We start from the raw sequence: 20,119 nt of genomic DNA, 5'->3' as shown, positions 1-20,119 counted from the left end.
CCTGAGGGCAAGGAGCAAAGTGTGGCTGCGGTCATCCATAATGAGATGCTGGACGAGATTCTGGCGCAGGTTCGTCCGTTACTGGGGCAGGGTAAGGTTGCCGATTACATTCCCGCGCTGGCCTCGATCAGCGGTAATAAGCTCGGCATCGCCATTTGTACTGTCGACGGGCAGCGTTTTCAGGCGGGAGATGCACTGGAGCGCTTTTCAATTCAGTCGATCTCAAAAGTGCTTAGCCTCGTTGCCGCCATGCGCCAGTATGACGAGCAGGAGATCTGGCAGCGGGTGGGCAAAGATCCCTCCGGTCAGCCCTTCAACTCCCTTCTCCAGCTTGAAATCGAACAGGGTAAGCCGCGCAACCCGTTTATCAACGCCGGGGCGCTGGTGGTGTGCGATATGCTGCAAAGCCGTCTGAGCGCGCCGCGCCAGCGTATGCTCCAGATTGTGCGGCAGCTTTCCGGCGTGCAGGACATCGCCTACGATCCGGTGGTAGCGCGCTCTGAGTTTGAACACTCTGCACGTAACGCCGCCATCGCCTGGCTGATGAAGTCCTTCGGCAACTTTCATAATGATGTCGCCACGGTTCTGCAAAACTATTTTCATTACTGCGCCCTGAAGATGAACTGCGTTGAACTGGCGCAGACTTTTCTGTTTCTGGCGCATCAGGGCCATGCCCCGCATCTGGGCGAGGACGTTGTCTCCCCGATGCAGGCCCGGCAGATCAACGCCTTAATGGCAACCAGCGGAATGTATCAGAACGCCGGGGAGTTTGCCTGGCGCGTGGGGCTGCCGGCTAAATCCGGCGTTGGCGGCGGCGTTGTGGCCATTGTTCCGCACGAGATGGCGATTGCCGTCTGGAGCCCGGAACTGGACGAGACCGGCAACTCACTGGCGGGCGTCGCGGCGCTGGAACAGCTGACCAAACGCCTTGGACGGTCCGTATACTGATGTCCACGTTAGATCCTCTGTTCACGCGCCTGGCTCGCTCCACGTTTCGTTCACGATTTCATTTAGGGATGAAAGAGCGGCAATACTGCTGGGATAAGGGCGCGGACACTATCGATAAGCATGCCGCTGATTTTATCGCCGCGCGGCTGGCGCCTGCACACCCGGTGAATGACGGTAAGCAGACGCCGATGCGCGGCCATCCGGTTTTTATCGCCCAGCATGCCACGGCAACCTGCTGTCGGGGCTGTCTGGCTAAGTGGCATGCTATCCCGCAGGGCGTGCCGCTGAGTGCGCAGCAGCAACAGTATATCGTCAACGTGATCCATCATTGGCTGGTCATTGAGGTAAATCGTGCCTCCTGAACTGACAATGTCTCTGTTTAAGCTACGCTTTTACTAATGCTCAGCGTCAGGAGACGTCATGAAAGCACCTCTAATTCCCGTGAATGAAACGGAGCGCATGAATGCGCTGCGCGAGTCCGGTCTGCTTGAGATCGACAATTATCCCGCGTTTGATCGTCTCACGCGGCTGGCAACACGCTTTTTCAGGGTGCCGCTGGCGATGATTACGCTGGTGGATGACCACGCTGCGATCGTGAAATCTGCCGACGGGCGGGCACTCGCCAGCCAGCCTCGCGATCTCTCGTTTTGTGGTCATACGATCCTGGGTGACGCGCCGCTGGTGGTGGCTGACACGCTGCTGGACGAACGCTTTGCGGATAATCCGCAGGTGGCGGGAGATCCGGGCGTGCGCTTTTATGCCGGTTTCCCGCTGCGTTTACGTGACGGGGCGTGCGTAGGATCGTTGTGTCTCATTGATTACGCACCGCGTGAGTTTACCGCGGCGGATTCCGCCGTACTGGCCGATCTCAGCGCGCTGGCAGAAGATGAATTTGCAGCCGTTAGCGCCGCCACGACCGATGAACTCACGGGCCTGTTTAACCGACGCGGGTTTAACCAGTTTGCGCAGTTTGCACTGTCGGTTTCGCAGCGTAGGGCAGAACCGTTAACGCTTGGCTGGCTGGATCTGGACCATTTCAAAACCATTAACGATCGCTTCGGGCATCAGGAGGGCGACAAGGCCCTGAAAGCGATGGCCGCCCTGATGCGCTCCTCATTCCGCGAGGCCGATATGCTGGTGCGTTTCGGGGGAGATGAGTTCGCGGTGCTGTTTGCGGATACCGATGAACCTGGCGCCTGGATCGCCATGCAGTATCTCGTCGAACAAACGGAGAAGTATAACGCGCGTCAGCTGCATTCCTGGTCGTTACAGTTCTCCTGGGGGCTGAGCGAGTTCGATCATCACCGCAACGATATGCAGGCATGGTTAAAACACGCGGATGCGCAAATGTACGCCATGAAGCGGCAACATCACGGCGAAAAATGACATAACGAAATCCTATGTCATCGCTTATTGCGTAACAAAAATGTTAATAGCAAAGTGGAGAGATTCAACCTAAGGACGCGCAATGAACTCTCCCATGCTGATTAAACCTCTCTCCCGACAGGACATCCTCACCCACATTGATGCCCTGAGCGATATCCTCGTCAACTGTGTAAACGGCGGCGCCTCCGTCAGCTTTATGCTGCCTTTTTCTCCCGAGAAAGCCCAAACCTTCTGGCTCGGCGTCGCAGACAGCGTCGGGCGCGACGAGCGTACCGTCCTGGGCTGTTTTGACGCGGAGCAGGGGCTGGTTGGCACGGTCCAGCTGATCACCGACCAGCCGGAAAACCAGCCGCACCGCGCAGATGTCGCGAAACTTCTGGTACATGAGAAGGCGCGCCGTAAAGGTGCGGCAATGGCGCTGATGGAAGCCCTGGAGGCGGTTGCGCGTGAAAAAGCGCTTACGGTGCTGGTGCTTGATACCTCGACCGGCAGCGGCGCGGAGACGTTTTATCAGAGAGCGGGCTGGCAAAAGGCGGGGGAGATCCCACGCTACGCCCTGATGCCGAACGGGGACATGACGGCGACCTCGGTGTTCTATAAATTTCTTTGATATTTTTCACCATCGCGTCCTGAGTTGATCCAGACAGGGGTTCTGGTCCTGAAGTTTTGATAAGTTATCACACCAATCTTATCAGGCTGTATGACTAATTATAAAGGACCTCCATTGTGAACACACTCAACCGTCGTGATTTCCCCGGTGCGCGCTACCCTGAACGTATCATCCAGTTTGGCGAAGGTAACTTCCTCCGCGCGTTCGTTGACTGGCAAATCGACCTCTTAAACGAGCATACCGATCTCAATGCAGGTGTGGTGATTGTACGGCCGATCCAGAGTGATTTTCCGCCGTCGCTGAGCACCCAGGATGGTCTGTATACCACGATTATTCGTGGTCTGAATGAGGAGGGGGATGCGGTAAGCGATGCGCGTCTTATTCGTTCCGTGAATCGTGAAATCAGCGTCTACAGCCAGTACGATGAATTCCTGAAACTCGCCCATAATCCGGAGATGCGGTTTGTCTTCTCCAATACCACGGAGGCGGGGATCGGCTATCACGCGGGCGATAAGTTTGACGATGCGCCAGCTGTCAGCTATCCGGCCAAACTGACGCGTCTGCTGTTCGAACGCTTTACCCACTTTAACGGGGCTGCGGATAAAGGCTGGATCATCATTCCTTGTGAGCTTATCGACTATAACGGCGATGCCCTGCGTGAACTGGTGCTGCGCTATGCACAGGAGTGGGCGCTGCCAGCGGCATTCATTGCGTGGCTGAATAACGCTAACACCTTCTGCTCGACGCTGGTTGACCGCATTGTTACCGGCTATCCGCGTGATGAGGTGGCAGAGCTGGAAGCCGGGCTGGGCTATCACGACAGCTTCCTCGACACGGCAGAACATTTCTACCTGTTTGTTATTCAGGGGCCAAAATCACTTTCAGCTGAATTGCGCCTGGATAAATACCCGCTCAACGTCCTGATTGTTGACGATATCAAGCCTTATAAAGAGCGTAAGGTGGCGATCCTCAACGGCGCACACACGGCGCTGGTTCCGGTCGCTTTTCAGGCCGGGCTGGATACGGTAGGGGAAGCCATGAACGACGGGGAGATTTGCGCGTTCGTAGAGAAGGCTATTTATGAAGAGATTATTCCGGTCCTGGATCTGCCGCGCGATGAGCTGCACTCCTTCGCCAGTGCCGTAACGGGGCGTTTCCGTAATCCGTATATTAAGCATCAGCTGCTGTCGATTGCACTGAACGGGATGACCAAGTACCGCACCCGCATTCTGCCGCAACTGCTGGCAGGGCAGAAGGCGACCGGTGAACTGCCAGCACGTCTGACCTTTGCCCTGGCGGCGCTGATTGCATTTTACCGTGCCGAGCGCAACGGTGAGCGCTATCCGGTGCAGGACGATGCGCACTGGCTTGAACGTTACCAGCAGCTGTGGACGCAACATCACGACAAACAAGTCACTACCCGTGAACTGGTATCGTCGGTGTTAAGCGTGAGCGAGCACTGGGAACAGGATCTCGCTCTGGTGAACGGACTGGTAGACCAGGTTGCGCAGGATCTGGAAGCAATTTTAAGCAAAGGCATGCGCGAGGCGGTGAAACCGCTCTGCTAATCATAATGCCCGGCGTTTGCCGGGTTTTTTACAGATCACTATTAGTTACAACATACTATACGTCCTTTTTTTAAAAAGCACAGGCAGCACCGTGCGGTCAGGGCTTAACAGGTCAGAAAATGCAATGAACTATTAACATGCTTGCAACCGTGATGAGGATCACGTTTAATAGCCGCGCTCTTTACTTTTCTGAAGCTGATTATGATTGTTCGTCCTCAACAGCACTGGCTGCAACTGATTTTTGTCTGGCATGGTTCGGTACTTCCCAAAATTTATACCCGACTGCTGCTTAACTTCCTGCTTTCCATCGCCGTGATTGTCATGCTGCCGTGGTACACCTCGCTGGGTATCCGCTTTACCGTCGCGCCGTTCAGCATTCTGGGCGTGGCTATCGCCATCTTCCTGGGATTTCGCAATAACGCCTGTTATTCGCGCTACGTTGAGGCGCGTCTGCTTTGGGGGCAGTTGATGATAGCGGCGCGCTCGCTGTTTCGCGAGGTAAAAAACACCTTGCCGGATGATAAACATCTTGGAGAGTTTGTCCGCCTGCAAATCGCGTTTGCTAACTGTCTGCGTATGACACTGCGCAGAGAAACCAATGCCGATCAGCTGTCCCGCTATCTGGCTCCAGACGATTTACGCAAAGTGATGGATGCCAACTCGCCGGCGAACCGTATCCTGCTGATCATGGGGGAGTGGCTGGCCGTGCGGCGGCGCAGCGGGCACCTTTCAGACATCCTGTTTCACAGCCTCAACAACCGCCTGAACGATATGTCCATCGTGCTGGCAGGCTGTGAGCGTATCGCCAATACGCCAGTCCCGTTTGCCTATACGCTGATCCTGCACCGAACGGTGTATTTGTTCTGCATCATGCTGCCGTTTGCGCTGGTTGTTGATCTGCATTACATGACGCCCTTTGTCTCTGCGCTGATTTCCTACACTTTTATCTCGCTTGATACGCTGGCGGAAGAGCTGGAAGATCCGTTTGGGACGGAAGATAACGATCTGCCGCTGGACGCCATCTGCAACATGATGGAGCGCGATCTGTTGCAGATGAACGATGAAGAGAACATCCCTGAAAGGCTAATGCCGGATAAGCATTATCAGCTGACCTGACGGGCATTCCACTCGTCGCGGGTGATTTCCCACAGCTCCGAATCCAGCAGGCCGCTGACATAGGCTTTCTTCTCTGTCCTGATGAGTCGCATGCCGCTGCTGTCTGAAATACGTCGGGAGCGGCTGTTGGCCGCCGCTTTCGGCGCGCGTAACACCGCTTTGTTAAGCGTATTGAACCAGTAATCCGTTGCCGCAATACTCGCCTCGCGCATATATCCCTGGCCCTGAAATTCCGGTGCGAGCCAGAAGCCCCGGTTGTTGTCTTCGACGTCGTACAGGCAAATTAACCCCATCAGTTCATCAGGCGCTTCACGGCTGCGAATCGTCCAGAACCACGCAATCCCTTTGGCCATATCGGGTAGTGCAACGTTATTAACATAATTTTCTGCACCGTTTTCCGGGTAGGGCCAGGGGACTGAAGCCACCATATAGCGGACAATTTCCCAGCGCGGATAGCGTTGCTGGATCTGGACGGCATCGGCGGCAACAAGGGGTTTAAGTAATAAGCGTTCTGTCGTAAGCGTGGGTATCGTCATCCGGTGATCTCCATATTTGAGCGTTATCATTTGTTTGGGTTCTGATATTTCATCAATATCACATTCCAGTTGGTCGTGCTTTTGTTATTCAGATTTATCCATAAAGGAGTATGTAATGCCAAGAAAAGCCAGGCCCGAAGAAGCCGAAACACTCTGGCACGTCCGTAACGAAGCGATGCGCCATGGCTGTAAAATCTGTTACGACGCAGAAGTGATTGCGCGCTGGACGTCAGAAAAGATGCCTGAACATTACCGTACCTCCAGGTCGATTTCGTGTTATAGGCCTGCCCATGCAGGAGCTGAACTGCTCCCAAATGGAGCTACGGTTTACGAAGTTCAATAGATTATTTACATATGCTTACATAAATACACTTTCTTTACATTAAGTAATGTAAGATATTTTTTTAGCACAAAATGCAAAACTAAATTAAATGGAGATGATTTATGTCGAATATAAGAGCATTAAGCCTTAATGAGATAGCATTAGTAAGTGGCGGCAATGGAAGCGGTAATTATGAAGGTGCCGGTAGTCGTAACACCAGCTCTAAATCTGGTAATTCAAAAGGAAACAATGGCTCTATTTACAAGGGCGTTGACTCATGCGGCGCAGGAATCATCGGTGGTCTAATCGCCGGCTCTCCTGGGGGGCCAGTGGGTATGACCGCTGGGGTAATTGGTGGAGCTATAGCTGGCCAGTGCACAAAAGATAGTTTTTCAGATCGTGGTAGTAAAGATAAAAGTAATAATTACAACGGCCCCGGACAATGCCGTTGGTAAGTAATTTGAGTTGTGTGTGATAATAATTTAAAAGCTCATTATAACTGAATGTTATTCTAGGTGTTTCGATATTTAATGATTATTCGAAGTAGTCATGATGAGCTATTATTTTTGATAAAGTTAATGTAATCACAAGTATCGGGTTAAGCATGAAACAATTTTTAAATTTCCTAATTTACTTATTTTTTTTCATTATCGCATTTACCCTTTTGAAATACGCTGAAGTTCTTGAGTTTGACGAAGTATCACGGCCAGGGATTATATCAAGGTTTCTTATTGCGTTGATTGTATTAATAGCAGTAACTCGATGGGGCGTTAACTTGATGAATAGGTTTAAAAGTAAATAAAGTACACTCCGATAAAAATTGTTGTGTTGCAGAATGGAATCATTACAAATGTTCACTGAAGTTAAAGTGCATGATATCAAAAAATGGTTACGATATCATAGCCATATTTGTTGATTCTTATATAAAATATGAATTAATAATAGGTTGAACATGATAATCTTTAGGCATGTCTATCCATTCATTTATAGTAAGAAAAACGTAATTGTTCTTTTTATTGCGTCTGTTATCTCAATAATAATTACGTTATCGCCATCCATAACCCTCCGCTATCTTACTCTCGATGTGTCATTTTTCTTATTGTTTATTGCGGAATTTTCAATTGCAATTTTCTTGTATATTTTTTACTTAAGGAAGTTGGATGGTTTTAAATTACGCCCAAGTAGAGATTTAACTTCAATAAAATTTTCTATTGTTGTGTTGTTTGTCATTTTGCTGGTTCAGTATAATGTTTATCTTTACAGGGATAATTTATATCATTATGGACCTTCCCATATTAGTTTTATAGCATTTATAATAGCCACATTCGTAGTCCCATATTATGAGGAGATTATATACAGGGGCTGTATCTTCGGTGTTTTCCACTCAATTTTTAATAAAAAGTATATTATCCCATGTATATTGACTTCATTGTCTTTTTGTCTAATGCATGGACAGTATTATAACATTTTAGATCAATCCATTCTTTTTTTGGTGTCAATATTGCTATTAATAGTTAGAATAAGAAGCAGAGGGCTTTTTTATCCTATTATAATTCATTCGTGCATGAATGCTTTTGTTTTGTCGTTAAATTTTTGAAGGGTATTTGGGATATGAATATCTTCAGGGAAGAGGCTTTAAATCATCAAACAGATTCTGATTATGGTGAGATTGTCTTACCTGCGTCATTCGGTTTATCAGTAAGCGCACTCACAACGTTATTCATATTTCTGTGCCTGATACTCTTTATTCTTTATGGTAGCTATACACGTAAGGCTCACCTTTCCGGAATCGTTATGGCCTCATCCGGGCTGGTAAAAATCACTCCTCAATATGCTGGCTACGTAACCAAATTGACCGCCTCAGAAGGTCAACACATTATTGCCGGTGAGACTCTTTATCATATCAGCGGTGAACATTTCAACGAACAGGGGGCAGGTACACTCGCTGCTATAAGACTTTCCCTACAAACTCAGTTTACAATGCTGACTTCTCAACAGACCCTGGAATTGCGTGACAACAGTCAGCAGCAGCATGCCATACAACAGCGAATAGTTTCCCTGAAACCTCAGGTTAAAAGTGCAGAAAAGCGTCTGTCACTTGCCGTGCATCAGGCTGCGCTGGCCGTGTCTGTTATGGAGCGCTATAAGAAACTTGCTGATACGCATTACGTATCAGATATCGAATACCAGCAGAAGCAGATTGACGTTTCAACGTCACAGCAAAACGTTGAGGATCAGCGTCAGGGGCTTCTGCAACTGCACACCGCGATGGAGGCTGCTAAAGACGACCTTGACCATCTCATCGTTCAGGGTGAAAGCCGGAAGGCTGAAATGGACAGGCAGTTGCAGGTTATCAGGCAACAGCAGGACGAACTGGCAGGTAAGGAAAATTTCACGCTGACTTCACCGGTATCCGGAACCGTTGCTGCCGTGCTGGTCAGACAGGGACAGTCTGTCAGGGCATCTGAACCTGTCATGACCCTCATTCCCGACAATGCCCGTTTGCAGATAGAACTCTATGCTACCAGTCAGAATGCTGGCTTTATTCAGGCGGGGCAGCGTGTTGCCCTGCGGTTCTCTGCCTTCCCCTATCAGAAGTTTGGTGTGCAGTACGGGACTATCCGTGAAATAAGCCATACAACGCTGACATCTTCTGATTTACTCTCCGTATCTCCTGTGACCTGGAAGGAGAATGAAGGTCATTACCGCGTCATCGTTGAACCTGAAAATACTTTTATTCTGGCTTATGGGAAACAGGAAGCCCTGCGCCCCGGCATGGTTCTTGAGGGGGATGTCAGCCTGGATACCCGCAATTTGTGGGAGTGGCTGACTGAGCCGCTCTGGAGCCTGAAAGGAAAGCTGTGATGGATACACTCAAATGGACCGGGAGAAAACAGCTTCCTCTCACCCGACAGACAGAGTCAGCGGAATGTGGTCTGGCATGCCTGGTCATGATGGCCTGCTGGCATGGTCTGCAAACAGACTTACCCACACTGCGCGAACGTTTCAGTATCAGCTCACAAGGGATGACCCTGCAGAGACTGACTGAATGTGCGGCCGGTATCGGATTATCCAGCCGGGCAGTTCGGCTGGAGCTTGAGGACCTAAGATCCCTTTCTCTCCCGTGTATTCTCCACTGGAACATGAATCATTTTGTTGTGCTACATAAAGTTCGCGGAAGCAGGCTGGTTATTCATGATCCGGAAAAGGGAAAAGTAACGCTCTCCCTACAGGATGCTGGAAAACATTTCACCGGCGTCGCGCTGGAGCTGATGCCAGCCAGTGATTTTACCGCTCGGGATGAAAGGAAAAAAATCCATCTGCGCCAACTGACAGGTAAAACACCGGGTCTGTTGTCGGCAATGTCGCGAATTATCGTTTTTGCCGTGGCACTCGAAATCCTGACACTGGGAAGCCCGCTTCTCAACCAGCTGGTGATTGATGAAGTCCTGGTGGCTGCCGACCAGAGTTTGTTGACCTTCATTATTATTGCGCTTCTGCTGATGTCACTGACCCAGATGCTGCTGTCACTGGCCCGCCAGTGGGCGAGTATTACACTGTCCGTCAATTTTAACATGCAGTGGACAGCACGGGTTTTCCATCATCTGGTCCATCTTCCTCTGGCCTGGTTTGATGCACGCAGTAAGGGGAGTATTAATGCTCGTTTTGAGGCGGTAGATACCATCCAGCAGGCGCTGACTACGCAAGTGCTGGAAGGTATTCTGGATGTGTTGCTCGTGGTGACTGCGCTTTGCATGATGCTGCTGTACAGTCCTGAAATGACATTGATCGCCGTACTTGCAGCCATTTTCTATGGTGTGTTGAGGGCACTGTGGTATCCGTCCCTTCGACAGTCGGCAGAAGATGCCTGGGATGCAGGTGCCAAGGAGTCCGGGCATTTTCTTGAAACACTCAACGGGATCCTCAGCCTGAGAATTAACGGTGTGACGGCACATCGTGAGGCCGCCTGGCTGAATCTCAACGTTGCCCGCAGAAATACGCAGTTGCGTCAGAGCCGTCTGCTGATGTGCTATGACATTGCTCACACTCTTACCGGCAGCGTGGTATCAGCAATCATTTTGTGGAAAGGCGCCGGGGAGGTATTGAATGGTACCTTCACCGTCGGCATGCTGGTTGCTTATTTATCCTATCAGACGCGTTTTTCTTCCAGTATCAGTAGCCTGACTGATAAGTTTTTTTCCTGGCGTATGCTCGATGTTTACAACGAACGACTGGCTGATATTGTACTGACCCCGACAGAAGGCCTTCAGCAACAGCCTTTTCGTGAGCATAACAACGCTTCGCACATTCCTTCTGTATCCCGCAGGGAGATGGATGAATATGCTCATGCTCCTCTAGTACTTGAGCACATCATCTTCAGCCACAAGGGAGGGGAAAATCCGATAATCGGCGGGGTGTCGCTGACACTCAATCCCGGAGAAGTCGTTGCCATTACAGGTAAATCCGGATGCGGGAAAACGACACTGGTGAAGCTTATCCTTGGGATCCACATCCCTGATGAGGGCAGGATCAGGGCATTTGCCATATTGCATACGCATCCGGATTATTTTCAGGTTCGTCAGCGTATCGGTACCGTACTGCAGGATGACCATCTTTTCAAAGGTTCTGTAGCAGATAACATTATTTTTTTCAGTGATGACCGAAATTATGAACGAATGATCCAGTGCGCAAGACTGGCACTTATCGACAGCGATGTTATGGCAATGCCGATGGGGTATCAGACGCTGATTGGTGAAACCGGCGGAGGGCTTTCCGGAGGACAAAAACAACGCATTCTGCTGGCAAGGGCGTTGTACAAGAAACCGGGATTCCTGTTACTGGATGAAGCGACCAGCCACCTTGATGTTGAGAGTGAAATCCGGATAAGCCAGACCTTACGTCAACTGGGGCTTCCTGTTCTGCTGATAGCCCATCGCCCGGAAACCATAGCCTCTGCAGACCGGGTTTTGTATCTGGCAGACGGCTACTTAACGGAGCTGAATCTCCAGCATACAGTCAATAATGGCGAGTCTGTTTGTGAATATACTAATGACGTGATGGCAAAAAATTAACCTTAACGTACATAATTTTCGATATCCAAACTTACCCCTATCTGGAAGATCTATTTGTTGACGCTGCCGAACGTGGCGCAGGGGCGGGTAAAGCGCTTATCGACGCCCTGATCGATGAGGGTAAGCGGGAAGGGTGGTCAAAACTCTACTGGGTAACCCGCATGCACAATCCGGCGCGTAAGCTGTATGACCACTATGGTGAAGCCGACGATTACGTCCGGTACCGAATCACCCCTTAACCGGGTTTGTATCACACTGTATCTGCGTCTGTGATACATACACAGGTATGCAATAAAACCGCATCCGCACACATCCTTTATACAAACGCATGGTGTTATATCTCCGTCAACTGAACTCACCCGGAGATAACATCATGTTTAACAAACTCGCATACTCAGCAGTCGCCCTGACCGTTTCGCTTGGCACCGTGATGTCCTGTCAGGCGGAAGCGATGGGCAAGGATTACGCGTCGGCCTTCAACCAGGTAAAACAGATTAACGCTGGCGATCTTAACGTCGGTTATGTCGATATCGGGCCGAAAGAGGGGCAACCGGTGATCCTGCTGCATGGCTGGCCGTACGACATTCACAGCTACGCTGAAGTGGCCCCCGCGCTGGCCGCGAAAGGGTATCGTGTCATTGTGCCGTCCCTGCGCGGGTACGGCACCACGCGCTTTATTTCTGATAAAACGCCGCGAAACGGCCAGCCTTCGGCAATGGCGAAAGACATCGTCAACCTGATGGACGCCCTGGATATCAAACAGGCGGTGTTTGCCGGTTATGACTGGGGTGCACGTACGGCGGATATCGTTGCGGCGCTCTGGCCGGAACGGGTGAAATCGCTGGTCTCGGTAAGTGGCTACCTGATCAGCAGCCAGGCGATTGGCAAACAGCCTTTACCGCCGAAGGCAGAAGTTCAGTGGTGGTATCAGTTCTATTTCGCCACGCCGCGCGGGGCGGAAGGCTATGCTAAAAATACGCACGATTTTGCCCGGCTGATCTGGTCCCAGGCTTCGCCGGACTGGAAATTCAGCGATGCCACCTTCAATGCCAGCGCCAAATCCCTCGATAACCCGGACCACGTTGCCGTCACGCTCAGTAATTACCGCTGGCGTCTGGGTCTGGAAAAAGGGGAGCCTAAATATGACGCCTATGAACAAAAACTGGCGACGCTGCCGAACATTACGGTGCCGACCATCACCATCGAAGGCGGTAATAACGGGGCGCCACACCCTGCACCTGCGGCCTATGCCGGGAAATTTACCGGAAAATATGAGCACCGTACTTTCGGCGCAACGGTGGGCCACAACCCGCCGCAAGAAGATCCGCAGGACTTTGTTAAAGCCGTTGTCGACGCGGATAAGCTCTGATATGTGCTATTTTCAATCCGTTACCTCTTAATCAGGAGCCTGCGGTGGAGCATATTGATCACATCCTTGTCGTCGATGACGACAGGGATATTCGTGAACTGATTGTCGATTACCTCGTGAAATCCGGCTACCACGCCTCTGGCGCGGCGAACGGGAAAGAGATGCGCGTAGTGCTCGACAAACAGCATATCGACCTGGTGGTGCTGGACGTGATGATGCCCGGTGATGATGGCCTGACGGTGTGTCGACAGCTGCGCAGCAGCAGGCATAAGGATCTGCCGATCCTGATGCTCACCGCGCGCAACGAGGACATGGACCGGATCCTGGGACTGGAGATGGGCGCCGACGATTATGTGGTAAAACCGTTTGTGGCCCGCGAACTGCTGGCGCGTATCAAAACTATCCTGCGCCGTTTTCGTACTATGCCGCCTAATCTTCAGGTGACCGAGGCAGGGCGCCTGGTGGTGTTCGGTGAATGGCAGCTGGATACCGTGGCGCGTCATCTGATTGATAACGAGGGGATGGTTGTGGCGCTCAGCGGGGCGGAATATCGCCTTCTGCGTGTATTTCTCGATCATCCTCAACGGGTGCTGACCCGCGATCAACTGCTGAACCTGACGCAGGGACGTGATGCCGAGCTGTTTGAGCGTTCGATTGATCTCCTGGTGAGCCGCGTGCGACAGCGCCTGAATGAAGATGCCCGCTCGCCAGCCTACATTAAAACCGTTCGCAGCGAAGGCTACGTTTTTACTATGCCGGTGACCATCGTCGAGGCCAATGAATGACGCTGTGGCCCCGCACCTTACTGGCCCGGCTGCTGATCATTGTGCTGCTTGGACTCTTGCTGGCTAACGCGCTCAGCCTGACGCTGGTCATGGTTGAGCGAATGCACAGCGCGCGCACGGTTATGCTGGGCAATCTTGAGAATGACGTGGCGACCAGCGTGGCCATTCTCGACCGGCTTCCGGCCAAAGAGCGGCCAGAGTGGCTGGAACGGCTCGGTCGCGGTAATTATCGTTATATCCTTGGTCCCGGCGAGGCAGGCGCTGCGCCAACGGACAAGCGCTCGCGGGATGCGATTCGCACCCTGAAAGAGACGCTTTCAGTTCAATATCCGCTCCAGTTTACGGCAGTGCCGGGGCCTGTTTCCCACATTCAGGCCCATCTGACGCTCCGCGACGGCGCATCGCTCACTATCGATCTGATCCCGCGCATGCCGCCAGTCGCCAGCTGGTTACCCGTGGTGCTGGTTCTTCAGTTGTTACTTGTCGCGCTCTGCTCCTGGATTGCCGTGCGCCAGGTTGTCCGGCCTTTCCTGCAATTCACGCGCGCGGTTGATTCCCTCGATCCTGCGGCCCATTCTCCTATGACTGAAAAAGGTCCGGTTGAGGTGCGACAGGCGGCGCAGGCTTTTAATGAGATGCAGTCGCGGATACAAACTTATCTGCGTGAACGCGCGCAGATTCTGGCGTCCATTTCTCACGATCTTCAGACGCCCATCACGCGTATGAAGCTGCGGGTCGAAATGGCGGATCAGCCCGAACTCCACGATAAGTTGTTGAGCGACCTGGATAATATGTCGCGCCTGGTACGAGAAGGTATTGCCTATGCCCGGTCATCAGAATCACTGAAAGAGACCACGCTTAAGCTGGAGCTGAACGCGTGGGTTAACAGCATCGCCAGTGATTATCAGGACATTGGTAAAAACGTGCAGTTTCATGCACGCAGTACACGTCTGCCGATCGTCACCCGCCCCCAGGCATTGCGCCGGGTAATGACCAATCTGCTGGATAATGCGCTCAAGTTTGGCCATAGCGCGGTAATAGAGATTGATGAAGATGAAAGGCAGGTAGCGATCCGCATTATGGATAACGGCCCCGGCATCCCGGAGGCAGAACTGGGGGCGGTGTTACAGCCGTTCTACCGGGTTGAAACGTCGCGCAACCGCGAAACGGGCGGCACCGGATTAGGCCTCGCCATTGCCGCGCAGCTCACCGCCCAGCTTGACGGGAAATTGCATCTTGCAAACCGGGCAGAGGGCGGGCTGGCCGTAAGCGTGACTCTTCCGCGCGTTTAATTGTACGCCTGTGTATCTGCGCGCCGTGCGGATACGAAGGCAGACAAAATTCAGTTTTTTGCACACGGCCTGAACACATTCGCAGGGTGAAATGACCTCACTGCACCTTCGCAGCAACTGTATCGTGAGGTCGTTATGTTTCTGATAATCGCTTTTTTAGGCGGCATGATTAGCCTGCTCAGTCCGTGCACGCTTCCCGTTATTCCTCTGCTGTTCGCCGGCTTTCAGGGGCAGCGCAAACACATTCTGGCGCTTCTGGCGGGAATGATAGTGATGTTCACGTTTGTGGCGATGGTAGTAACGGTTGCCAGTGACTGGATCGCTGACGCCACCGTTATCGGTCGCTGGATTGCGCTGCTGGTACTGAGCATTGCCGCCCTGGCCCTGATCTTCCCGCAGTTCGCTCAGCGCATTGCCAGCCCGGCGGTCAGCGCGGGGAACGTTCTTAACACCCACAGCGTTCAGCGACACGGCATGTTTTCGGCTTTTCTGGCAGGGCTGGCCGTTGGACTTCTGTGGTCCCCCTGTGCAGGACCGATTCTCGGGGCGATCTTCGGCATTAACATTACTGGCCACTCGGCCATCGCAACCGGAGCGCTGTTAGCCGCTTACGGCAGTGGGTGCGCGTTGATGCTGGGGCTGCTTGTCACGGGTGGCCGTAAGCTGATAACCCCTCTGAGAGCCAAATCCGCATTGATGGAGCGTCTGCGTCAGGGCGCAGGGGTGATGATGTTAGCCGCCGTGGCTTTCAACGCCTCAGGAATGACGTCGGTCCTGAAAGGCGCCAGGGGTATTACCGACCAGCTGGAAAACGCTCTCTTGAGCCTTGCGCAACCAACCTCCACGCAGGTGAAACTGCGACCGATCGCTGACGCAATGCCGAGCAGCCAGCTACCGACATTAAGCGGCGGTACGGGCTGGGTAAACGGTGACCCTGTCACGTCTAAGGCCTTGCGGGGGAAAGTTGTGCTTATCGATTTCTGGACCTGGGACTGTATCAACTGCCAGCATACCCTTCCGCATGTTCGAGACTGGGCGAAGAAATATGAGTCACAAGGTCTGGTGGTGATTGGCGTCCACACCCCTGAATACCCCTGGGAAAAGCCGTTATCATCGGTGAAAAACGCGGTCAACGAATGGCAGTTGCCGTACCGCGTAGTGACGGATAATAACTACAAAATCTGGAGCGCGTTCGGTAATCAGTACTGGCCAGCACATTACTATTTCGATGCGAAAGGGCAACTGCGTTACACCTCGTTTGGCGAAGGCAACTACGACAAGCAGGAGGCTGTAATTCAGCATTTGCTCAAGGAAGCGCGTTCCTGATTCGGCTTACGGAACCCGCTGAGCAACCATAAACAGGCGCGGAAAAGCCAGCAGTATCTGCCCGTTCTCCTGGAGCGGATACTGCTCTTCCAGCAGCTCGAGGTAGCGTTTCAGAAAGTTTTGCTGCTCGCTCTCGTTGAGATCCTGTAGCCACGGCCGTAACCCCGTCGCGCTGACCCAGTCAATAATCGCCTGATGAGAGCTCATCTGATGAAAGTAGGTGGTGCGCCAGATATCCACGTCGCATCCCGCGTCCGTCAGAATATCATAGTAGGCATGAATACCCGGCAGCTGCTCGCGGCCACGATCGGGGTAGCCCTGTTCCCAGGCAACTTCACGCATCAGGGCGTGCGTCGGCTCAAGCCAGTTGTCAGGCATTTGTATCGCCAGCACGCCGTTTAACTGGAGCAGTGAAACCAGATGCGGCAGAAGGTGGTAATGGTCCGGGATCCATTGCAGGGAAGCGTTGGCGTAGATCAGGCTGAGAGGCTGGTCAGGTTTGTAGTGACGGATATCCGATTCAACAAAGTGGCAGTCTGGCAGGGCCTGTCGGGCTTCCTCCAGCATCGCCGGGGAGTTATCCACACCGGCTATCTGCGCTGAAGGCCAGCGTTGTTTCAGCAGCGCGGTGCTGTTGCCTGGCCCGCAACCCAAATCCACGCCAGAGGTTATGTCAGCAAGCGGCACCCGGGTCAGTAACTCAGCGGCGGGACGTGTGCGTTCTGCGCTGTATTGTAGATATAGAGAAGGATCCCAGTCGGCCATTTTCGCATCTCCATGTTGAGGTGTTCAGCAAGAATAGCACAGGCAAATACCTGCGCCGGGGCAGGTATCCGGATAAACGTGAGATTATAAAATGCCTTTCAGGGCCAGGTGATACAGCAGCATGATGGTTTTACCGTCGACGATCTGGCCATTCTCGATGCCACGAAGCGCGTCGTCCAGCGTCATTTCCAGCACGTCGATATCTTCCCCCTCTGCTTTAACGCCGCCGCCCGCGCTGGTCCGATCCTGCGGGTGATATTCCGCCAGATAGAAGTAGAGTTTTTCGGTAACGGAGCCCGGGCTCATATAGGCCTCAAAAATTTTCTCTATGCGCGTCACCTTATACCCGGTTTCCTCTTCCGCTTCGGCCTTAATCCGGCTTTCCGGGTCAAGGTTATCGAGCAACCCGGCAGCCGCCTCAATGAGATCCTCTTCGTGACCATTGATAAACACAGGGAAACGAAACTGACGTGTAAGAATGACTGTTTTGCTGTCGCGATTATAGAGCAGGATCGTCGCGCCATTCCCGCGGTCATACACTTCACGCTCTTGCCGCTGCCAGTCACCATCGCTGCGCTGGAGGTCAAAAGTGTATTTTTTCAGGTTATACCAGTTGTCGGACAACGTTTCGCTGTTGATGATGCGTATATCTGCACGTTTTGATTGCACGTTTGGCTCTCCTCTCGTAGAGTATGCATCATAAACAGCATTTTCGTGTAATTACAATAATTATCGTGCAATATCAGGAATAATTCATGCTCACAAGTCAGCGTAAACAGTTGATTCTGGAAAAGCTGGAGGCGGAAGGCCAGGTCCAGTCAACTGCGCTCAGCCTCTTTTTCTCGGTGTCTGAGGACACTATCCGCCGGGATCTACGTGAACTGGCGGCAGAAGGGCGTTTGCAGCGTGTCCACGGCGGCGCGCTTCCGGCATCTTCAGCGATTGCGCCTTTTGCCGAGCGTCAGTCCGTTAAAATGGATGCAAAAAAACGCGTGGCACGTCGGGGCGCGCAGCTCATTTCACCGGGGCAGGTGGTGATCATTGATGGCGGGACGACCACCTCAGAACTTATTACCTTCTTGCCGCCAGATTTGCGGGTAACCGTGGTGACGCACAGCCCGGGTATTGCATTGGGGCTGGTCAACCATCCGTGCATAGAGGTGATCCTGATTGGCGGTCGTTTGTATAAACACTCCATCGTCACGGTCGGCGCGGCCGCTATTGAAGGCATCAACAATATTCATGCGGATCTGTTTTTCATGGGTGTCACCGGCGTGCATCCTGAGGCCGGGCTGACCACCGGAGATTATGAAGAAGCATGCATCAAACGTGCATTTTCCGGCAGAGCGGCGGAAACGGTGGTATTGGCCTCACCGGAAAAGATCAACACGGCCTCGGCGTTTGTGATTGGCGATTTGTCGCTGGTGAATACGCTCGTTGTTGAAAACACAACGGATGAACGCTGGGTCAACGTTATGAAAGAAAAGGGCGTTGCGGTGATCGCCAGCCAGTAAATATCTGCTTTTTTGCCAGCCTGACTGCGTGGCTGTCAAACAGACAAAGGTTATCCATCACGCGGATTCCTAGACTAAGGCTTTCATCTGTTTAAGGAAAAGCCATGAAAGCGATCTCCATTCTGGCGTATGGCGCGGACCCAACCGCGCAACGCCTGGCAACATCCGCCATTCAGCAGGCCATAAATAGTGCTCAACAGAACGATGTCATCGTTATTCCGCAAGGCCGTTTTCTGACCGGAGCGTTGTTTCTGAAAAGCGGTGTTTCACTTCGCCTGGACGCTGGCGCACAGCTCGTTGGAAGCCAGGATCTGGCTGATTATCCCCTGATAAATACCCGGGTGGCCGGCATTGATATGCGTTGGCCGGCAGGCATTATTACTATCATCGATTGTGAAAACGTCAGCATTACCGGTACAGGCACGATAGACGGGCAGGGTGCAATTTGGTGGCAACGCTACTGGGGCGATGACGAGCGCAGCGGCATGGTCGGCGATTACAGCGCAAGAGGATTGCGCTGGGTTGTTGATTATGACTGTCAGCGCCCGCGCAATATTCTGGTCTTTGAAAGCCAGAGCATTCTGCTGCGTGATTTTACCAGTCGGGAGTCCGGATTCTGGAACATGCACCTCTGTTATTCGCGCCATATCGCGGTTGAGGGCGTGCAAATCAGCAATTCTGCGGGGCCGAGCACCGACGGGATTGACGTCGACTCCTGCGAACAGGTGCGGATTGAACGCTGCATTGTGTCCTGCAATGACGACAATATCTGCATCAAATCAGGACGAGGACGCGAAGCGGCGCAAAATGCACGTCCCGCGCGGGATATAGTGATTCGAGGATGTACGCTGAATAAGGGATCCGGGATCACACTGGGGAGTGAAACTTCAGGTGGCATTGAACGCGTCCTGATAGAAGATAACGCGTTTAACGGAACGGGCGTCGGGTTTCGCATTAAATCTGCTCGCAACCGGGGCGGATTTATCCGTGATATCACCGTACAAAATCTACGGCTTACGGACGTGCGTTTTCCGGTGCTGATCCAACTGAACTGGTTTCCGCAGTATAGCTATGGCGACCAGAGCAATTTATCTGATAAACCAGAACACTGGCGCAAGCTGGCTGAAGGTGTTGAGGGCGAAACCGGTCTTACTGCGGTCAGCGGACTGACGATTAAAAAAATGACGGCGCGTCGATCAGACAGCAAATGCTTTTCGCGGGCATTTTTCATTGAGGGATATCCGGAGCGTCCTGTGGTCGGGTTAACGCTGGAGGGGATTTTGATTGACGCGTCAGAGTTCGGGAAAATTTCTGGTGTGGATGGGCTGCGCTTTAAGGATGTACAGGTGACTGCCGTGGAGATCACGCAAGACCGTAACGACAGTTATGAACGTTGATGGTATAGAACAGAGGGACATGATGCGCGGAATGAGCAGAACAAGGATGGGTCTGAACTGGCTGGATTTACTCGTATTCAATCTAAGTGCGCATAATGTATATTATGTTAAAT

The 20,119-nt window shown here is 52.4% G+C and carries 20 protein-coding genes; 17 read left to right on the top strand and 3 right to left on the bottom strand.

Annotated features, from left to right (window positions below):
- Positions 1–21 precede the first annotated feature (21 nt).
- From glsB to ACOT0L_RS09080, 6 genes are all read left to right on the top strand, one after another.
- Positions 22–948, top strand: a complete 927-nt coding sequence (glsB, locus tag ACOT0L_RS09105; RefSeq protein WP_003857165.1) for a glutaminase B — start codon at positions 22–24, stop codon at positions 946–948.
- Positions 948–1,310, top strand: a complete 363-nt coding sequence (locus tag ACOT0L_RS09100) for a DUF4186 domain-containing protein (protein WP_048965757.1) — start codon at positions 948–950, stop codon at positions 1,308–1,310. Before glsB ends, ACOT0L_RS09100 begins: the two co-directional genes overlap by 1 nt.
- A gap of 58 nt (positions 1,311–1,368) precedes the next feature.
- Complete coding sequence (locus ACOT0L_RS09095; protein WP_108367553.1) at positions 1,369–2,334, top strand: sensor domain-containing diguanylate cyclase; 966 nt, start codon at positions 1,369–1,371, stop codon at positions 2,332–2,334.
- A gap of 82 nt (positions 2,335–2,416) precedes the next feature.
- The gene (locus tag ACOT0L_RS09090) at positions 2,417–2,944 is read left to right on the top strand and encodes a GNAT family N-acetyltransferase (protein ID WP_023300102.1); all 528 of its coding nucleotides are present in this window, start codon (positions 2,417–2,419) and stop codon (positions 2,942–2,944) included.
- A gap of 116 nt (positions 2,945–3,060) precedes the next feature.
- Positions 3,061–4,512: a tagaturonate reductase gene (locus ACOT0L_RS09085; protein WP_126503020.1), complete on the top strand. Its 1,452-nt coding sequence runs from the start codon at positions 3,061–3,063 to the stop codon at positions 4,510–4,512.
- Positions 4,513–4,713: 201 nt separating this feature from the next.
- Entirely contained in the window at positions 4,714–5,628 is a 915-nt protein-coding gene (locus ACOT0L_RS09080; protein ID WP_003857155.1) for a bestrophin family protein, read from the top strand.
- On the opposite strand, the gene ACOT0L_RS09075 is transcribed toward ACOT0L_RS09080, so the two are convergent.
- A complete protein-coding gene (locus ACOT0L_RS09075; RefSeq protein ID WP_048965759.1) occupies positions 5,616–6,164 on the bottom strand; it encodes a GNAT family N-acetyltransferase in 549 nt (182 codons plus the stop codon). The genes ACOT0L_RS09080 and ACOT0L_RS09075 overlap by 13 nt on opposite strands.
- A 444-nt stretch (positions 6,165–6,608) precedes the next feature.
- Between ACOT0L_RS09075 and ACOT0L_RS09070 the strand changes: the two genes are divergently transcribed.
- From ACOT0L_RS09070 to ACOT0L_RS09030, 9 genes are all read left to right on the top strand, one after another.
- The gene (locus ACOT0L_RS09070) at positions 6,609–6,941 is read left to right on the top strand and encodes a hypothetical protein (protein ID WP_023300105.1); all 333 of its coding nucleotides are present in this window, start codon (positions 6,609–6,611) and stop codon (positions 6,939–6,941) included.
- A 497-nt stretch (positions 6,942–7,438) separates the two neighbouring features.
- The gene (locus ACOT0L_RS09065; RefSeq protein ID WP_126503019.1) at positions 7,439–8,083 is read left to right on the top strand and encodes a CPBP family intramembrane glutamic endopeptidase; all 645 of its coding nucleotides are present in this window, start codon (positions 7,439–7,441) and stop codon (positions 8,081–8,083) included.
- 14 nt (positions 8,084–8,097) lie between these two features.
- Positions 8,098–9,351: an HlyD family secretion protein gene (locus tag ACOT0L_RS09060; RefSeq protein WP_126503018.1), complete on the top strand. Its 1,254-nt coding sequence runs from the start codon at positions 8,098–8,100 to the stop codon at positions 9,349–9,351.
- On the top strand, positions 9,351–11,558 hold the full coding sequence (locus ACOT0L_RS09055) for a peptidase domain-containing ABC transporter (RefSeq protein ID WP_126503017.1): 2,208 nt from the start codon (positions 9,351–9,353) through the stop codon (positions 11,556–11,558). The genes ACOT0L_RS09060 and ACOT0L_RS09055 overlap by 1 nt, the downstream gene beginning before the upstream one ends.
- Before the next feature lie 11 nt (positions 11,559–11,569).
- Positions 11,570–11,797: a GNAT family N-acetyltransferase gene (locus ACOT0L_RS09050; RefSeq protein ID WP_254909581.1), complete on the top strand. Its 228-nt coding sequence runs from the start codon at positions 11,570–11,572 to the stop codon at positions 11,795–11,797.
- Between the two features lie 134 nt (positions 11,798–11,931).
- On the top strand, positions 11,932–12,927 hold the full coding sequence (locus ACOT0L_RS09045; protein WP_038416060.1) for an alpha/beta fold hydrolase: 996 nt from the start codon (positions 11,932–11,934) through the stop codon (positions 12,925–12,927).
- A gap of 44 nt (positions 12,928–12,971) precedes the next feature.
- On the top strand, positions 12,972–13,712 hold the full coding sequence (locus tag ACOT0L_RS09040; protein ID WP_023300109.1) for a response regulator: 741 nt from the start codon (positions 12,972–12,974) through the stop codon (positions 13,710–13,712).
- Positions 13,709–15,004 carry an ATP-binding protein gene (locus ACOT0L_RS09035; protein ID WP_126503016.1) on the top strand — a complete coding sequence of 432 codons (1,296 nt, stop codon included), beginning with the start codon at positions 13,709–13,711 and terminating at the stop codon, positions 15,002–15,004. The genes ACOT0L_RS09040 and ACOT0L_RS09035 overlap by 4 nt, the downstream gene beginning before the upstream one ends.
- Positions 15,005–15,139: 135 nt before the next feature.
- Positions 15,140–16,330 carry a cytochrome c biogenesis protein/redoxin gene (locus ACOT0L_RS09030; RefSeq protein ID WP_126503015.1) on the top strand — a complete coding sequence of 397 codons (1,191 nt, stop codon included), beginning with the start codon at positions 15,140–15,142 and terminating at the stop codon, positions 16,328–16,330.
- Between the two features lie 6 nt (positions 16,331–16,336).
- Here the strand turns inward: ACOT0L_RS09030 and tam are convergent, their stop codons facing one another.
- The gene (gene tam / locus ACOT0L_RS09025) at positions 16,337–17,095 is read right to left on the bottom strand and encodes a trans-aconitate 2-methyltransferase (protein WP_126503014.1); all 759 of its coding nucleotides are present in this window, start codon (positions 17,093–17,095) and stop codon (positions 16,337–16,339) included.
- Positions 17,096–17,179: 84 nt separating this feature from the next.
- Positions 17,180–17,764, bottom strand: a complete 585-nt coding sequence (locus tag ACOT0L_RS09020) for an NUDIX domain-containing protein (RefSeq protein WP_047050949.1) — start codon at positions 17,762–17,764, stop codon at positions 17,180–17,182.
- A gap of 86 nt (positions 17,765–17,850) precedes the next feature.
- Here ACOT0L_RS09020 and ACOT0L_RS09015 point away from each other — a divergent pair, with 86 nt between their 5' ends.
- Together ACOT0L_RS09015 and ACOT0L_RS09010 are read left to right on the top strand one after the other, a co-directional pair.
- Positions 17,851–18,609, top strand: coding sequence for a DeoR/GlpR family DNA-binding transcription regulator (locus ACOT0L_RS09015; protein WP_023300114.1), 759 nt, complete (start codon positions 17,851–17,853; stop codon positions 18,607–18,609).
- 104 nt (positions 18,610–18,713) lie between these two features.
- Entirely contained in the window at positions 18,714–20,006 is a 1,293-nt protein-coding gene (locus ACOT0L_RS09010; protein WP_126503013.1) for a glycoside hydrolase family 28 protein, read from the top strand.
- Positions 20,007–20,119: the final 113 nt, after the last annotated feature.

It is taken from the genome of Enterobacter cloacae complex sp. XAL002, assembly GCF_049236805.1.
In the GTDB taxonomy this organism is placed as follows: Bacteria; Pseudomonadota; Gammaproteobacteria; order Enterobacterales; family Enterobacteriaceae; genus Enterobacter; species Enterobacter intestinihominis.
The sequence above is the reverse complement of the archived record's forward strand: the minus strand, read 5'-3'. Positions and strand labels throughout refer to the sequence as shown.

Excerpts from the sequence above, each read along its gene's own strand:
- ACOT0L_RS09010 (WP_126503013.1), top strand. The coding sequence starts at position 18,714 with ATGAAAGCGATCTCCATTCTGGCGTATGGCGCGGACCCAACCGCGCAA.
- ACOT0L_RS09070 (WP_023300105.1), top strand. The coding sequence starts at position 6,609 with ATGTCGAATATAAGAGCATTAAGCCTTAATGAGATAGCATTAGTAAGT.
- ACOT0L_RS09045 (WP_038416060.1), top strand. The coding sequence starts at position 11,932 with ATGTTTAACAAACTCGCATACTCAGCAGTCGCCCTGACCGTTTCGCTT.
- ACOT0L_RS09095 (WP_108367553.1), top strand. The coding sequence starts at position 1,369 with ATGAAAGCACCTCTAATTCCCGTGAATGAAACGGAGCGCATGAATGCG.
- ACOT0L_RS09030 (WP_126503015.1), top strand. The coding sequence starts at position 15,140 with ATGTTTCTGATAATCGCTTTTTTAGGCGGCATGATTAGCCTGCTCAGT.
- ACOT0L_RS09100 (WP_048965757.1), top strand. The coding sequence starts at position 948 with ATGTCCACGTTAGATCCTCTGTTCACGCGCCTGGCTCGCTCCACGTTT.
- ACOT0L_RS09065 (WP_126503019.1), top strand. The coding sequence starts at position 7,439 with ATGATAATCTTTAGGCATGTCTATCCATTCATTTATAGTAAGAAAAAC.
- ACOT0L_RS09090 (WP_023300102.1), top strand. The coding sequence starts at position 2,417 with ATGAACTCTCCCATGCTGATTAAACCTCTCTCCCGACAGGACATCCTC.
- ACOT0L_RS09075 (WP_048965759.1), bottom strand. The coding sequence starts at position 6,164 with ATGACGATACCCACGCTTACGACAGAACGCTTATTACTTAAACCCCTT.
- ACOT0L_RS09035 (WP_126503016.1), top strand. The coding sequence starts at position 13,709 with ATGACGCTGTGGCCCCGCACCTTACTGGCCCGGCTGCTGATCATTGTG.
- ACOT0L_RS09055 (WP_126503017.1), top strand. The coding sequence starts at position 9,351 with ATGGATACACTCAAATGGACCGGGAGAAAACAGCTTCCTCTCACCCGA.
- ACOT0L_RS09080 (WP_003857155.1), top strand. The coding sequence starts at position 4,714 with ATGATTGTTCGTCCTCAACAGCACTGGCTGCAACTGATTTTTGTCTGG.
- tam (WP_126503014.1), bottom strand. The coding sequence starts at position 17,095 with ATGGCCGACTGGGATCCTTCTCTATATCTACAATACAGCGCAGAACGC.
- ACOT0L_RS09015 (WP_023300114.1), top strand. The coding sequence starts at position 17,851 with ATGCTCACAAGTCAGCGTAAACAGTTGATTCTGGAAAAGCTGGAGGCG.
- ACOT0L_RS09060 (WP_126503018.1), top strand. The coding sequence starts at position 8,098 with ATGAATATCTTCAGGGAAGAGGCTTTAAATCATCAAACAGATTCTGAT.